General features: G+C 61.7%; 12 protein-coding genes and 1 pseudogene. 7 read left to right on the top strand and 6 right to left on the bottom strand.

Annotated features, from left to right (window positions below):
• Positions 1-289 precede the first annotated feature (289 nt).
• Positions 290-763 carry an IS5 family transposase gene (locus ACFXN1_RS49905; protein WP_379445962.1) on the bottom strand — a complete coding sequence of 158 codons (474 nt, stop codon included), beginning with the start codon at positions 761-763 and terminating at the stop codon, positions 290-292.
• On the opposite strand from ACFXN1_RS49905, the pseudogene ACFXN1_RS49900 reads away from it, so the two are divergent.
• Positions 698-1171 (top strand): annotated as a pseudogene (locus ACFXN1_RS49900) (transposase); the annotation flags it as partial. The gene ACFXN1_RS49905 and the pseudogene ACFXN1_RS49900 sit on opposite strands and share 66 nt — an antisense overlap.
• Positions 1172-1303: 132 nt before the next feature.
• Here ACFXN1_RS49900 and ACFXN1_RS49895 read toward each other — a convergent pair.
• Together ACFXN1_RS49895 and ACFXN1_RS49890 are read right to left on the bottom strand one after the other, a co-directional pair.
• Positions 1304-1750, bottom strand: a complete 447-nt coding sequence (locus tag ACFXN1_RS49895) for a hypothetical protein (protein ID WP_379445950.1) — start codon at positions 1748-1750, stop codon at positions 1304-1306.
• Between the two features lie 130 nt (positions 1751-1880).
• Positions 1881-2030, bottom strand: a complete 150-nt coding sequence (locus ACFXN1_RS49890; protein WP_379445951.1) for a hypothetical protein — start codon at positions 2028-2030, stop codon at positions 1881-1883.
• Here ACFXN1_RS49890 and ACFXN1_RS49885 point away from each other — a divergent pair.
• The gene (locus tag ACFXN1_RS49885; RefSeq protein WP_379445953.1) at positions 2023-2502 is read left to right on the top strand and encodes a hypothetical protein; all 480 of its coding nucleotides are present in this window, start codon (positions 2023-2025) and stop codon (positions 2500-2502) included. The two genes, ACFXN1_RS49890 and ACFXN1_RS49885, sit on opposite strands and share 8 nt — an antisense overlap.
• Here ACFXN1_RS49885 and ACFXN1_RS49880 read toward each other — a convergent pair.
• Both ACFXN1_RS49880 and ACFXN1_RS49875 read right to left on the bottom strand, forming a co-directional pair.
• On the bottom strand, positions 2477-3715 hold the full coding sequence (locus ACFXN1_RS49880; protein WP_379445954.1) for a M20 family metallopeptidase: 1239 nt from the start codon (positions 3713-3715) through the stop codon (positions 2477-2479). The two genes, ACFXN1_RS49885 and ACFXN1_RS49880, sit on opposite strands and share 26 nt — an antisense overlap.
• A gap of 179 nt (positions 3716-3894) precedes the next feature.
• Positions 3895-4368: an Lrp/AsnC family transcriptional regulator gene (locus ACFXN1_RS49875; RefSeq protein WP_379445955.1), complete on the bottom strand. Its 474-nt coding sequence runs from the start codon at positions 4366-4368 to the stop codon at positions 3895-3897.
• A 510-nt stretch (positions 4369-4878) separates the two neighbouring features.
• On the opposite strand from ACFXN1_RS49875, the gene ACFXN1_RS49870 reads away from it, so the two are divergent.
• From ACFXN1_RS49870 to ACFXN1_RS49850, 5 genes are all read left to right on the top strand, one after another.
• Positions 4879-5067: a hypothetical protein gene (locus ACFXN1_RS49870; protein WP_379445956.1), complete on the top strand. Its 189-nt coding sequence runs from the start codon at positions 4879-4881 to the stop codon at positions 5065-5067.
• Complete coding sequence (locus ACFXN1_RS49865; RefSeq protein WP_379445958.1) at positions 5064-5321, top strand: hypothetical protein; 258 nt, start codon at positions 5064-5066, stop codon at positions 5319-5321. Before ACFXN1_RS49870 ends, ACFXN1_RS49865 begins: the two co-directional genes overlap by 4 nt.
• Positions 5322-5455: 134 nt before the next feature.
• Positions 5456-7252 (top strand): acetolactate synthase large subunit, encoded by a 1797-nt coding sequence (locus tag ACFXN1_RS49860; RefSeq protein WP_379445964.1) that lies wholly within the window; start codon positions 5456-5458, stop codon positions 7250-7252.
• A 410-nt stretch (positions 7253-7662) separates the two neighbouring features.
• Positions 7663-7890 (top strand): hypothetical protein, encoded by a 228-nt coding sequence (locus ACFXN1_RS49855; RefSeq protein ID WP_379445959.1) that lies wholly within the window; start codon positions 7663-7665, stop codon positions 7888-7890.
• A 557-nt stretch (positions 7891-8447) separates the two neighbouring features.
• Positions 8448-11726 carry a protein kinase gene (locus tag ACFXN1_RS49850; protein ID WP_379445960.1) on the top strand — a complete coding sequence of 1093 codons (3279 nt, stop codon included), beginning with the start codon at positions 8448-8450 and terminating at the stop codon, positions 11724-11726.
• A 272-nt stretch (positions 11727-11998) separates the two neighbouring features.
• Here the strand turns inward: ACFXN1_RS49850 and ACFXN1_RS49845 are convergent, their stop codons facing one another.
• Positions 11999-13321 carry an MFS transporter gene (locus ACFXN1_RS49845; protein ID WP_379464088.1) on the bottom strand — a complete coding sequence of 441 codons (1323 nt, stop codon included), beginning with the start codon at positions 13319-13321 and terminating at the stop codon, positions 11999-12001.
• Positions 13322-13678 lie beyond the last annotated feature (357 nt).

Raw genomic sequence — 13678 nt, 5'->3', positions numbered from 1 at the left:
ACAGACCGGGCCGCCCATCGCGCGGATACCAGTCGGCGAAATCCTCATTGCTCCACAGGCTTTCGAGCCGGTCGCGTATCCACATCGCCGTGGTGCCGTGGGGATTACTGGCGCGGGCCACCCGCACCGTCAGCGGCGGAACCGTCTTGGCCGGTCCGGGTCCGAGTGACATTCACTTGATCCTTCGAGGGGACGCAGCAGAGCTTCGCGCCCAGCAGTGTGGCAGCCCATCATCCTCGACATGCGGCAAATCCCAAGATCACCGACAGAGTCAAGCTAGGGCCTGTCCTCAAAGCCATATGAGCAGGGTGGCCAGGTCGAGCATCCCGCGGTAGGAGGTTGCCGTCTTGTCGTAGCGGGTGGCGATGGCACGGTATTGTTTGAGCCGGTTGAAGCAACGTTCAACGACGTTGCGGCGGCAATAGATTCGCGGACAGAAGGTCGGCGGACGTCCACCCGCCCGGCCCCTGCGGCGTCGATTGGCCTGCTGATCAGACCGTTCGGGGATGGTCGCCGCGATCCCGCGCACCCGCAGGTGAGCACGGATCGCCGCGGTCGAGTAGCCCTTGTCGGCCAGCACCCGCCGCGGCCGGGTCCAGGGCCGACCGCCGCCCGGACGCGGCATCCGAATCCCGGCGAGCACCCGGGTGAACACGGTGCAGTCATTGATGTTTCCCCCGGTCAGCACGATCGACAACGGACGACCCAACCCAGCGCGCTCGCGGCCATGAAGGAAATCTACAACGCACAGGACATTGACCACGCCCAGATCGCGATCAAAGCGTTCGAAATCGATTACGGCGCAAAATATCCCAAGGCGGTTGCCAAGATCACGGACGACGCCGCCATGTTGCTGGAATTCTACAGATATCCGACCGAGCACTGGATCCATCGGCGCACGACCAACCCGATCGAGTCCACCTTCGCTTCGGTCCGGCTGCGAACCAAGGTCACCAAGGGGCCGGGCTCCCGCGCGGCGGGAATCGCCATGGCCTACAAGCTGATCGAGGCAGCGCAGACCCGCTGGCGCAAGGTCAACGCCCCCGAACTCGTCGCCCTCGTCCGCAACGGCGCCCTGTTCCACAAGGGCAAGCTGCTCGAACGCGCCCGCGACATCACCCCGCCGCCGTCAACCGGCCCAGCCGACACCGCCCGGACGGAGGTCGCCTGAATCCTGCCGAACCACAGGTTTTGACAATTTCTCGTCAACCAAACTGGTGCACCCAGTGAGGGCGATTACCCCTGAACGAGTCCCGGACCGACGCACGCGGTCCGGGTCTCGTTCGGTAAGCGAGCTTCAGGCTTACTGTGCCGGGCGATCCGGGGACGGATCCGCACGTTTGATGGCCGGTCGACGCTGGGGCCGGTTCGCGTCGACGGTCCGCCGGTACCACCGTTTGACGCCCCTGGTCTCGTCCGGGGCGACGTACTGGCCGCGAGAGATATAGCCGCGCAGCGTGCCCGTCGCGATGCCCAGGTACGCGGCGACCTCGCTCTGAGTCAGCAAGTCCTCAGGGTCGCCGACCGGCTCGGGCGCCTCGGGCACGAACAGTGCACGAACGATCTCGTCGACGGCCGCCGCGTCGTAGAGCTTCCAATTCCCGCGCCTGGTCGACAGAGCGGCCGGCCAGCGCGCGTTGGTCACCCAATGCTTCTGCACGGTATTCAGCGCACGGCCGTAGCGCTCGGCGATCTCGGCCGTCGTTAGGCCGTTCGCGGCCGGTGCGGCATCGCCGGCCGGGTCTACCATCGCTGTGTACTCCGTTCGTGAGTAGTCGGTCCGGCCGGCGGGATTCCGATTGAGCGCGCGTGCGCCCCGTCCCACCGGCCCTTCGGCGTTCAAGGGGCACGGTCCGGAACCCCCGGGCCCTGCTGGCTTGCTAGTCCGTGTCGTCCTCGTCGTCCTGGCCGGCGAGGATGATGCCCTCGAGACGCTCGAGGTCCTCGGTCGCCCGCGCCGCCGAGACGATGGCCGAGCGCAGCATCCACATCAGGCCGCCTTCCTCGCTGCAGACCCGAAAGATGGTCACCCCGGTCATCCATTCCTCGACGATCTCGATCAGCATCTGCCTCGATCAGCATCTGCTCGACGACCTCGCTGCCCTGGGTGTCGCGGATCGCGCCGAGGGCGTTCTCGGCGCTGGCGATCAGATCGAGTGGGACGGCGAGGCCCGCGATCCGCGCCTCGAGCTCGATCGGCGGGTACAGCTCGACGCGGAGCCGCTTGGCGATCCGGTCGTACACCTCGCCCGCGCGGAGCTGGAAGCAGAGTTCATAGCCCCATCGCTGCATGTTGTCCACCGGTTCTCCGTGGTTCGCCTTCATTCGGCCTGCCGGTCGGGTCCGACCCCGTCCGGCATGTATTGCCATGACAGCATGCATGTACCCTTGTACTTTGCTGGCGGGAGGGTAGTTCGTCGAGAGGCAGATAGCCAACGGATTTCAGGCGCAGAACACTACACACAGCATGCAAAGCTTACGCCGAGGCACCAGCTTCAATAGGTGACCTACGCATCGTCGACTGAACGAAGTAGATGAACAGCTTGACGGCGTTGTCCATGGCGCGTTCATCGAAGTCGAATTTGGGATGATGGTGCGGTACTACGTCTGCGCCGGACGCTGTCGCCCCAACCAGAAAAAACACACCGGGAACTTCACGCTGATACCACGCAAAGTCCTCTCCCCCAGTCGACTTCCGACGGCCTTCCGCAGGTGTTTCGAGTTGGAGGTCGGTGAGCGCCTGCGCAACTATATCGGCCAGATGGTCGTCGTTGTTCACAGGCGGGGATCCGTAGATCATTTTGACCTGAGCCTCGGCTCGGTGCGCCTTCGCGATTCCGACAGCGATCTCCTCCAAACGTCTGGCCAAAAGACCCCGGACATCGTCGTCAAACGACCGGATCGTCCCGCGCAGTACCACAGTGGATGGACAGACGTTGTACTCAGTACCGCCATCGAATCCAGTGACCGAGAGGACAGCCGAGTCAAGTGCGCTGACCTCTCTCGCGACGATGTGTTGCAGGTTTCCCACGATCTGCGAGCCGATCGAGATAGGATCCGTCGATTGATGAGGCATAGCTCCATGCCCGCCACCACCGACGACCGTGATCTCGAAATAATCACATGCCGCCATCAGTGGCCCCCGGGCGGCGCTCACCACTCCGAGCTGCAGAGGCGTGGAGAGATGGTGACCAACCACCATATCGGCACCTGACAGCACCCCTGCGGCGACGATATCCGGCGCCCCGCTGGGCAACGGCTCCTCGGCGTGCTGGAACAGGAACCGGAACTCTCCGTGGAACTCGTCCGCACATTTGCTTATTATCTCGGCCACCGTGAGGACGCTAGCCATATGACCGTCATGCCCGCACGCGTGCATATGCCCATTAGCAGAAGCATAAGGCAAGCCGGTGTCCTCGGATATCGGCAGGGCATCCATATCCGCCCGGATCACGAGCGTGGGGCCCACGCGACCAGTGCGAAGAGTTCCCAGCACGCTGGTCTCAGTGGGTCTCGTAACATCAAGACCGAGCCCCTGAAGACACCGTTCAACATACTCGGCTGTCCGATACTCACGATATGCAATCTCCGGGATCTGATGCAGTTCTCGACGGTGCAATCGCACCTGATCCTGAGCCTTCTTGTCATGCATCGCTTCTACTAGTGCTGCGATCGAACTGAGAGAAGAGGCTTGCATATCGGTCCTTGTCGTCATCGAATGGCCTGTTGACGCCGTGAAGTCAGAGACCCCTCCGGCCGCCTATCGTATACAATAGACCAAGCCGGCGTGGAGGGGAAGAGTCGAGACGTTCGCCGACAGAAGCGCTTGCGCTTCAGAAGCAGGGCTAGAATGCTGAATCACTTCATGCTCGAAAGCCGTTACGGGAGCCTTCCCTAGACGAGCCGCCGCAGAAGCGGCGTGAGGCGATGGTCGACCAGCTTGCGCATCACGAGCGCGGTTGTGGTCTTTTCGACGCCATTGATATCAAGGATCCGGCCTGCAATACGGTATAGGTCGTCGGCATCGCGGGCGACGACATGAACCAGTAGGTCGGTCACGCCACTGAGCCCGTGCACCTCGACCACTTCCGCGACTTCGTCGAGGTCCTTGGCGATCTGCGTGAGTTTGCGCTGGGTGACACTGGTGAGAATGAACGCTGTCAGCGGATATCCGAGGCAGCCCGGATCGATGCAGCGCTCGAACGAGTGCAGCACATCCTGCCTCTCGAGCTTGCCAAGCCTGGCCTGGACTGTGTTGCGGGACAACCCGGTCTTGTCTGCCAACGCAATGACGGTCGCCCGGGGTTCCTCTGCCAAGGCGATAAGGATTTTGGCGTCGATCGAATCGACGATGGTCTTCGTGGGCATTTTGCCAACCTCCAAGTAGAGCTCGCGGACGATGTTTCGCAGAATGCTCAAGTTCTGCGTCCAGCATTGCGGAAAGTGTAACCCAATGCTCAACTAGTGAGCGTTCTGCACACCATGCGCGTGAACAACGGCTCACCCAACGATGGCCGAACGGCAACGCCCAAGGTAGATGGGCCCCAACCCATATACGGCGATCGTGATGTCGCTCCGGTTCGAGACCCCGTATACACAACCAGTTCGGTCGTGTTGCGAGAGAGCCGGTCGAGGGTCCTGGACCAGGCTTCCCCTCCAACGGCGTAGCACCGCTGGCCGACCGTCACCGGCAGGCACCCCACATCCTCTCCGTCCAACGAGCGTCAAGCACGTGCCGGCCTCCCCGATATCACCAGTTCGGATGGGCCGACTTCGTCGGCGACGTCTACGGCTGCCTCAGCATCGGCACTTGCACCTGCACCTGCACCATCGTCTGGATCACCCGGACCTGGCTGAACAACCTCAAAGGATGACGACATGACAACCACGTTCACCGGCGTCACAGTGCCGTTGCCCACGCCCACCAGGAACGTCCCCGAAGGGACCATCACCAGTCAGCTCAAGGTCACCGGCCACCACATCGCTGACGGGACCGATGCTGCCCAACGCTTTACGCCTGTCAAGCGTCGGGCTGAGGACCTCTTCTGGGGCGGGGAACCACGATGACCAGCGCCCCTTATCAGAAGCTGCAGAGTGAACCGTTGAACAAGCATGAACAGGAATTGCTCCTCTTCGCCGCCCGCTGGGCACCGTACGGCGGCGGTGAGGAGTTCATCCTGCCGCAGTTCGGCATCAGCCCCTCGCTGTTCTATCGCCGCGTTCTTGCCGCCCTTCGCCCCGTTCGTGACCACCGGCTCACGCCGGAGATGCAGCAGCAGCTGACCGAGTTCTGCACGAAAAAGATTGAGAAGCTGACGTGAGAAACCTCAACCGCCAGGCATTCGACACCGTCCCCCGTGTGGGGCAAGACCGGGGCCAGCCAGCTCATTAGTAAGTGTCAACAGGATAAGAGGGAATAGCACCAGTGAATACGTCGCCCACCCATGTCGTCTCGATTCGGTCAGCCGGCCGGAAGCCAGAGGAAAATCATTCCTATGCCTTTCGGGAACGAGTAACTGGTGCGCAATCGGTGGTCCGCACACTCGAAGAACTCGGTGTCGAGTACGTCTTCGGCATCCCGGGTGGAGCGATTCTCCCTGTGTATGACCCCATGCTCGAATCGACCCGCGTGCGGCACATTCTAGTCCGGCACGAACAAGGCGGCGGCCACGCAGCCACGGGATACGCACAGGCCACCGGGCAGGTCGGTGTCTGTATGGCTACCTCTGGACCCGGTGCGACCAATCTCGTGACGCCGCTCGCCGACGCACAGATGGACTCGGTTTCGGTGGTCGCTATCACTGGCCAAGTCCATTCGAGCCTGGTTGGCACCGACGCGTTCCAGGAGGCCGACATCTCCGGGATTACGATGCCGGTCACAAAGCACAATTTCCTGGTGACCGATGCCGCCGACATCCCCCGGATTATCGCCGAGGCGTTTCACATCGCCTCCAGCGGCCGACCTGGCGCGGTCCTCGTCGACATACCAAAGAACGTGTTGCAGGCCCAGACGGTCTTCTCCTGGCCGCCGAAACTAAGGCTGCCGGGGTACCAGCCGATCACAAAGCCGCGAAACAAACAGATCCGGGCTGCAGCCGAACTCATCGTGGCCTCGTTGGCACCAGTGCTGTATGTCGGCGGCGGTGTCATCAAAGCGGACGCTTCCACCGAATTGCTTGAATTTGTCGAACTCACTGGTATCCCCGTGGTTACCACGCTCATGGCACGTGGTGCATTTCCGGACAGCCATCCCTTGCACTACGGTATGCCGGGAATGCACGGCACAGTCGCCGCTGTCGCCGCAATGCAGAAAAGTGACCTGCTTATCGCTCTTGGCGCACGGTTCGACGACCGCGTTACCGGCCAACTCGACTCGTTCGCTCCACACGCGAAGGTGATCCATGCCGACATTGACGCTGCCGAGATCGGCAAGAACCGGCGAGCCGATATCCCCATCGTCGGTGACTGCCGGCGGGTCCTCACCGAGCTGCTCACAGCCCTACGCCTTGAGTTCGGGAAGTCGCCAATAGCGCCGGACTTGACCGATTGGCGTACGAGCTTAGACCAGATCCGCGACCAGTACCCGGTGACCTGCTCCACGCCCACAAACGGAACACTGTCACCGCAGTTCGTCATCGAAGCGGTCGGAAGGGCGGCGCGCGCGGACGCCATCTACGTTTCGGGAGTCGGTCAACATCAGATGTGGGCGGCGCACTTCCTCACCTTCGACTACCCCCGAACGTGGCTGAATTCCGGCGGCCTGGGGACGATGGGATATGCAATCCCCGCCGCGATCGGCGCAAAACTCGGAGCCCCCGATCGTGAAGTTTGGGCAATCGATGGGGACGGATGCTTCCAGATGACTAATCAGGAGCTTGCTACCGCAGCGATAGAGGGCATTCCGATCAAAGTGGCTTTGATTAACAATGGAAATCTCGGGATGGTCAAACAACTTCAGACCCTATTTTATGGGGAACGCTATTCAAGCGTCGACCTGGCCACACATTCACGCAGAATCCCCGACTTCGTCAAGGTTGCAGAAGCACTTGGATGCGTCGGGCTTCGCTGTGATTGCCCAGAGGATGTCGACCGAGTGATCACTCAAGCACGGGCTATCAACGACAGACCGGTCGTGATCGATTTCATCGTCAGTGACGATGCCTTGGTCTGGCCCATGGTCGCCGCGGGTACCAGCAACGACCACATCATGGCTGCACACGGAATCCGCCCATTGTTCGATGACGAAGACTAATTGAAGGACTGACGCACCAATACCGTCGGTTCTTTTGAGCGTATACGCGGAGGTGCCTCGCATCCTCCGCGGACGAGACTATCTCACATGGGGAAAGCATGCTCAAGGATTCTCCGCACCCACAGCCGCATGGAGGAAGCGGGGGATGTCGAAGGCCCCCGGAAAGCAGTAACGAGTCGCCACCGGCTCCTGGCCACACACCAGACCATCGGTGCGCACGCCCCCGGCGCGACAGCCGTCCTGGCCCTGGGCACCTTAGCCGTGAGCACCGATGCCTAGTTCGTCGCGGGCTTCCCGCCGGCCATCGCCCATCGCCGCAAGTCTCGCAATGAACGGCCGAACAGTCCGCAACCGCGTTCGCCATCGTATGTGCCCTGCTCTCGCCCGTGCCGGCGACGGCAACTGCGTGGGTGCCACGTCATATCGTGCTGATGACAGCCCTGCTGGTGCTGGCCTCAGCGAACCTCAGCTCGGCGCTCGCCCCTCCACTGCTGATGACCCTCCACACCCTGGCCGCCTTCACACCCACCGCAGCCGCCGCCCTGATCCAGGCTCGACAGCGCGCCTGCGCCTTAACCGTGGTCGTCGGCGGCCCGCGTGTCCTTTGCGCCCGGCTCGCCGTCGCACGCCGTTCCTGAGTCGCGAGCGTGCCGCCGCTCGCCGGCTTGGCAGTCAGCATCGTCCTCTACACCTATGCGGCTCCCGTCTTGCGTGCCCTTGGCGCCGCCGCGCAAGCGTGGCTGTTGTTCCAATACGGACTGGGCGCCAGGATCGGAAGCCCGGGAGCGGGCGCCGCGGCCGACCGGTACGGAAGGCCTGCTCGAACTGGCCTGCCCCGAATAGACGGGGATCCGTCATCGTGCATCAAGTGGCGGGTATGGGCGGAGCATCACCTCTGCCACCGTGTTGTTGGCGGCCCACTCACTGCGGTTCCGGCCTCGACATCACAGTGCCTACGGGCCACCGCTGCAGTCCAACTTGGGGGTTGCCGGTCAAAGTCTCGCGCCGGTGTCGACTCTCACCTGCAACAAACGTTAATGGACCCATGATGTCGGCGAATATACGACATAGAGGTTGGCAGCGTTATCGTAGAGAAGAAAGCGTCGAAGGGAGAGCCAAGGCCTGAGCATGTGCTGGTCAAGCCGTCGGAACCAGCGCGGGAATCAAAGAGCGACGGAGTTAGAAGATTATTTTGATGGGTGACGGCAATCCGTTCGACACTCAGCGGTATCCTCCTTCCCTGACTGCGGAGCTAGGAGGTGTTGGTTTCGACCACGCGGAGGAGATCGGGCGCGGCGGCTTCGGGGTCGTCTTCCGCTGCACCCAAGTGGAGCTGGACCGTGTGGTGGCCGTCAAAGTTCTCACCGTCGACCTGGACGAGGAGAACACGTCCCGCTTTTTCCGCGAACAGCGGGCCATGGGCCGGCTAACGGGGCATCCAAACATCGTCAACATTCTGCAGGTCGGCACAACCAACAGTGGCCTTCCCTTTATCGTGATGCCGTACCATCCGCAGGATTCCCTCGATGCGCAGGTCCGCCGCCGCGGTCCAGTGCCATTGGGACAGGCGCTGCGCCTAGGTGTGAAGATCGCCGGCGCTGTTGAGACGGCGCATCGGCTCGGTATTCTGCATCGCGATGTCAAACCGGCAAACATTCTACTCACCGAATACGGTGAGCCTGAGCTAGCCGATTTCGGCATCGCGCACATCGCCGGTGGCTTCGAGACCACCACAGGAGCCCTTACCGGCTCACCGGCCTATACCGCGCCGGAGGTCCTCGGCGGTGACCCGCCGAGCCCCGCAGCCGACATTTACAGTCTGGGCGCCACAATCTTCACCGCCTTAACTGGGCATGCCGCGTTCGAACGCCGCAGCGGTGAACAGGTGGTCGCGCAGTTCTTGCGGATTACCGCACAAGCAGTGCCCGACCTTCGCGACCATGGCATCCCTGATGATGTGTCAGACGCGATCGCGCTGGCAATGTCCCGTACCGCTGATGGGCGACCGGCCACTGCCGCTGACTTCGGGGACATACTACGAGAGCTGCAACGTAACCACGGCTTTCCGGTCGACGAGATGGCGTTGCCTGTCGAACCCGGCGCTGTGGTGGATACGGACATTGGTGATCGCGAGCAGGAATCGGACGGTAGACGGCGGCCGAGGGGTTCCCGCGCCACGCTGGCCGTGACAGGAAGTCTCCCCTCGGAGCTGACCAGTTTCGTCGGTCGCCAGCATGAAATAACCGAGGCGAAAAACCTGCTGGCCGGCTCGCGGCTAGTGACGTTGACGGGGATCGGTGGCGTCGGTAAGACGCGGCTGGCTTTGCAGGTCGCAGCGGCTGTACAACGCGAGTACCCCGACGATGTACGTCTGGTCGAGATGGGTGACCTGCGCGACATGTCATCAGTGGTCGAAGCGGTGACGTCCGCGGTGCGGGTACGGGCGGATTCGGCCCGGCCGCTGCTTGAAGTTCTGGTCGAGGCGTTGGCGCCGCGAGAGCTTTTGCTGGTGCTCGATAACTGCGAACAGGTCGTGGAAGCAGTAGCGAAAATCGCCGAGACTCTGCTGCGAGCTTGTCGCCGGTTGCGGATTTTGGCCACCAGTCGCACACCACTGGCCATCGGAGGAGAGGCCGTGCTTCACGTTCGCCCCCTAGCTGTCCCCAATCATGAGCAGCAGCGCTCGTTGCGGGGTTTGCGCAGATTCGACGCGGTGGCTTTGTTCGTCGAACGCGGCATGGCCGCTGTCCCTGGTTTCGAGCTCACCGAGGACAACGCAGCAGCAGTAGCAGGGATCTGTCGCCGCCTCGACGGGCTGCCGTTACCAATCGAATTGGCCGCGGCAAGGTTGCGGGCGATGTCACCCGAGCAGGTCCTGCAGCGGCTGACTGACCGATTTGCTTTACTGACCCGCGCCAGCCGCGATGCGCCGACACGGCAGCAGACTCTCCGGTTATGCGTCGACTGGAGCTTCGAGTTGTGCACCATCGAAGAACAACTGGTGTGGGGCTGGTTAACGGTGTTCGCGGGAAGTTTCGATCTCGAAGCGGCAGAACAAGTATGCGATATTTATCTCAGCCGGGGCGACTTGCTCGACGCAGTGACCTCTCTGGTGGACAAGTCAATCCTGATTCGGGAGGAGTCCGGTGCGGTGGTGCGATTCCGGATGTTAGACACACTCCGGGATTACGGACAGGAGAAACTTGCGCAGACTCGTGAGAACATCGCAGTGCGCCGCCGCCACCGCGACTTCTATAAGGCGTTAGCGCTCGGTGCGGAGGCAGAGTGGATCGGCGCCCGCCAGTCTTACTGGATCGCCCGACTGAAGCGGGAACAGACGAATCTCCGTGAGGCGCTCGAATTCTGCGTCGACGACGATATCTCCGCCGGCCTTCGCATCGCCAACGCGCTTTACTGGTATTGGCTTTTTCAGGGCCTCTATAACGAGTGTCGGCGCTGGCTCGACCGCCTCCTCGCCTGCGGGAGCGGCCCCTCAACCCCCGAGCGGGCAAAAGCACTGTATTTCGCAAGCGTGATGGCCGCCGCACAGGGGGACCTGCGAAGCGCGGAGCTGTTGGTCGAGGAGGGACGCACACTTAGCACGCCATTGAATGACCGCATGGTGCATGCCCTCGCCGACTGCGGGGAAGGTATGCTTGCTCTCTACAGCGGTGATCTCTCACGCGCATGCCCTTTTCTCGAAGCCGCCCTTGCAGAATTCCGTCAAAGTGGGGAACGCACACTGGAAATCAGTGTTGAGTACGCGCTTGTCCTTTCCTACGGACTCTGTGGACTAACAGAAAAGTCAATCGAGTACCATGAGCGAGTTCTCGCAGTTACGGAGAAGGAGAAAATATACCGGTCGTACTCACTGTGGGCAATGGCTATTGTCGTGTGGCGACAAGGCCAGGCAGAACATGCCGTCCGGCTTCTCGAGCAATCACTCAAGTTGAACCGGCACGCTCGCATCGCTGCAGCTTGTCTGGAGGCACTGGCCTGGATTGCGTGCGAGCGGCAGGATCCACTCAGGGCTGCAACGCTCCTGGGAGCCGCCGCTGAACTCGCGAGCCCGATGGACAGTACCTCGATCATATTTTCCACTCTCCGCGTCTTCCACCAGAACTGCGAAAGCGAAGGTCGTCGGCAACTTGGAGATAAGGAATTCGAAAAGGCACACCAAACAGGCCGGCGTCTAAGCTCCGATGCTGCGATCGCATACGCCCTTTACGAGAAGTCGCCAAGTACTGTCGTGCCTGACACGCACGCGCCTACACGACTGACAAAGAGGGAGCGCCAGGTTGCTGCTCTGATCGCCGAAGGTCTGACCAATCAGGCGATCGCCGATCGCCTGGTGATCTCACCTCGCACGGCGCAGGGGCACGTCGAGCATATCCTGGTCAAACTGGACTTTACCTCCCGGACGCAGATTGCGGCCTGGGTCGTCGCACACCAAGAGTCGAGGGTCGATACGTGACCACCCCGATTGCGCGGCGCCGAGAGTTCCGGACTGTGTTGGGCCGCCAACCGCTAGGCCGTGCGCCCGCCACAGAGGGCCTCCTCGGCGCAGTTATCGTTATGCGGAACTTGCCGAGCTTGCCACCACTTGGTTCATGCGCGATGTAGCGTAGCCTGTCCTCGGCGGCGCTACCGTACCGACCGCCAACGCGGGGGCGTGTCGCACGCATCCCCGACTAGCACGACACCGCCCCTACTCAGTTGCCCGAGCAGGGGCCCCGGTTAGTTTACTCACGCGGTCTGCCGCTGCGGGGTACTGCTCGGCACTTCGATCACGTCATGGCCCGGCTTTCGTTGCGGTCGATTGCCGATCCCTACCGCGGCCGCCAGTGTTGCGATCGCGCAGAGAACAGCAAGACAATAGCCAGGGGCCGCGGGATAACCTCGACCGACGAGCCAGGTCGCGACATATGGAGCGAACCCGCCGAACAAACCGTAGGAGACGTTATAAGCCAGACCACTGGCCGAGGACCTCACGCTCGCAGGGAACAACTCGGCGAGGGCGAGCGCAGTCGTCGTGCCGGCAGAGCTCAGCAGAAGTGCGAAAACCGCGATAATCAGGCAGGCCCCCAGCACTGAGGCGTGGTGAATGATCATAAACGTCGGGATAGCGAGAACACCCAAACCAAGCATAGACGTCACCGCGACGAGCTTTCGTCCCACCACGTCTATGGCTTGTCCGGCCCCGAGGCTACCCACGGTTGAGACGCAATAGGCTACCAGCAGCACCAGCAGCGAACCCGTACTGCTGAAGTGCGCCGTCACGGTTAGGTACGAGACGAGGAACCCCATCACAAGGTAGGTCGCGACCGCGTTGGCCATGGCCCAGCCCATCAGGATCAACATGGGCTTCTTCGCCACCTTCAGGGCGTGCAGGATCGGCGCCGATTGGACCTTTCCCTCACTGCGCAGAGCCTCGAATACCGGTGACTCGTCCACCCGCAGTCGCAAGTACAGGCCGACCACCGCGAGTGGCGCTGCCACGAAGAAGGGAAGCCGCCATCCCCATGTTGCCAATTGTTCGGGAGTTGTCGCCGATGTCGTAAGCATCGCTACCAGAACGGCGAATATGCCCCCGGCGAAAACCGATACCGCGACGAAAGACGCGTATCGACCACGTCGACCCGGCGGTGCATGTTCGATAACGAAAGCGGCCGAGCCGGAGTATTCACCGCCGGCGGAGAAGCCCTGCACCAACCGACATATGAAGAGCAATACGGCCGCTGCAATACCAATATCTGCGTAGCCTGGCAGGACCCCTATTGCTACCGTAGCCGCGCTCATCAACACAACCGACAGTGTGAGTGCGGGGCGCCGGCCGATCTTGTCAGCCAAATGTCCGAACGCGACCGCCCCCAAGGGGCGAACCAGAAGGCTGATTCCGAAAATTGCGAACGTGGACAAGAGTGCGGCTGTCGGATCGGATTTAGGAAAGAACGAGTGCGCGATCGTAGTCGCGAAGAAGCCGTATAAGGAAAAGTCATACCATTCCACAAAGTTGCCGATCGCCCCGGCTGTCAGCGCCCTTCGCCGGGCGGTGTCGGTATTGCTCATTAACACTCCTCAAGATATGCGATCGACGGACATGACCATAGATCGTTATTGCAAGCCCAAAACGAGTGGTGGACAAATACGCCACCGTTTTTCCAGGATCTCTCACTAGTAAAAGTGTAGTAGTGTGCCGAGTCGAAATCCCAAGCGCACATTGGAATCTCCAATCTCGATCTTGCCGAACACATCTACTACGGCTCGGATTTGACATCCACGACCCGGTGCACGCAATCGGGCAACCGCCCTGATGATTACGCGACGAACGACACGTTGCGCGCGAAGGGGCCGGCCCGCGGCTCCCAAAGCCCAGCGATGCCAGGCTGTCGTTCAATCCCGTCCACGACTTCGGCCTCCTTGCCG

The organism is Nocardia sp. NPDC059154, from assembly GCF_042755705.1.
Lineage (GTDB): Bacteria > Actinomycetota > Actinomycetes > Mycobacteriales > Mycobacteriaceae > Nocardia.
The sequence above is the reverse complement of the archived record's forward strand: the minus strand, read 5'-3'. Positions and strand labels throughout refer to the sequence as shown.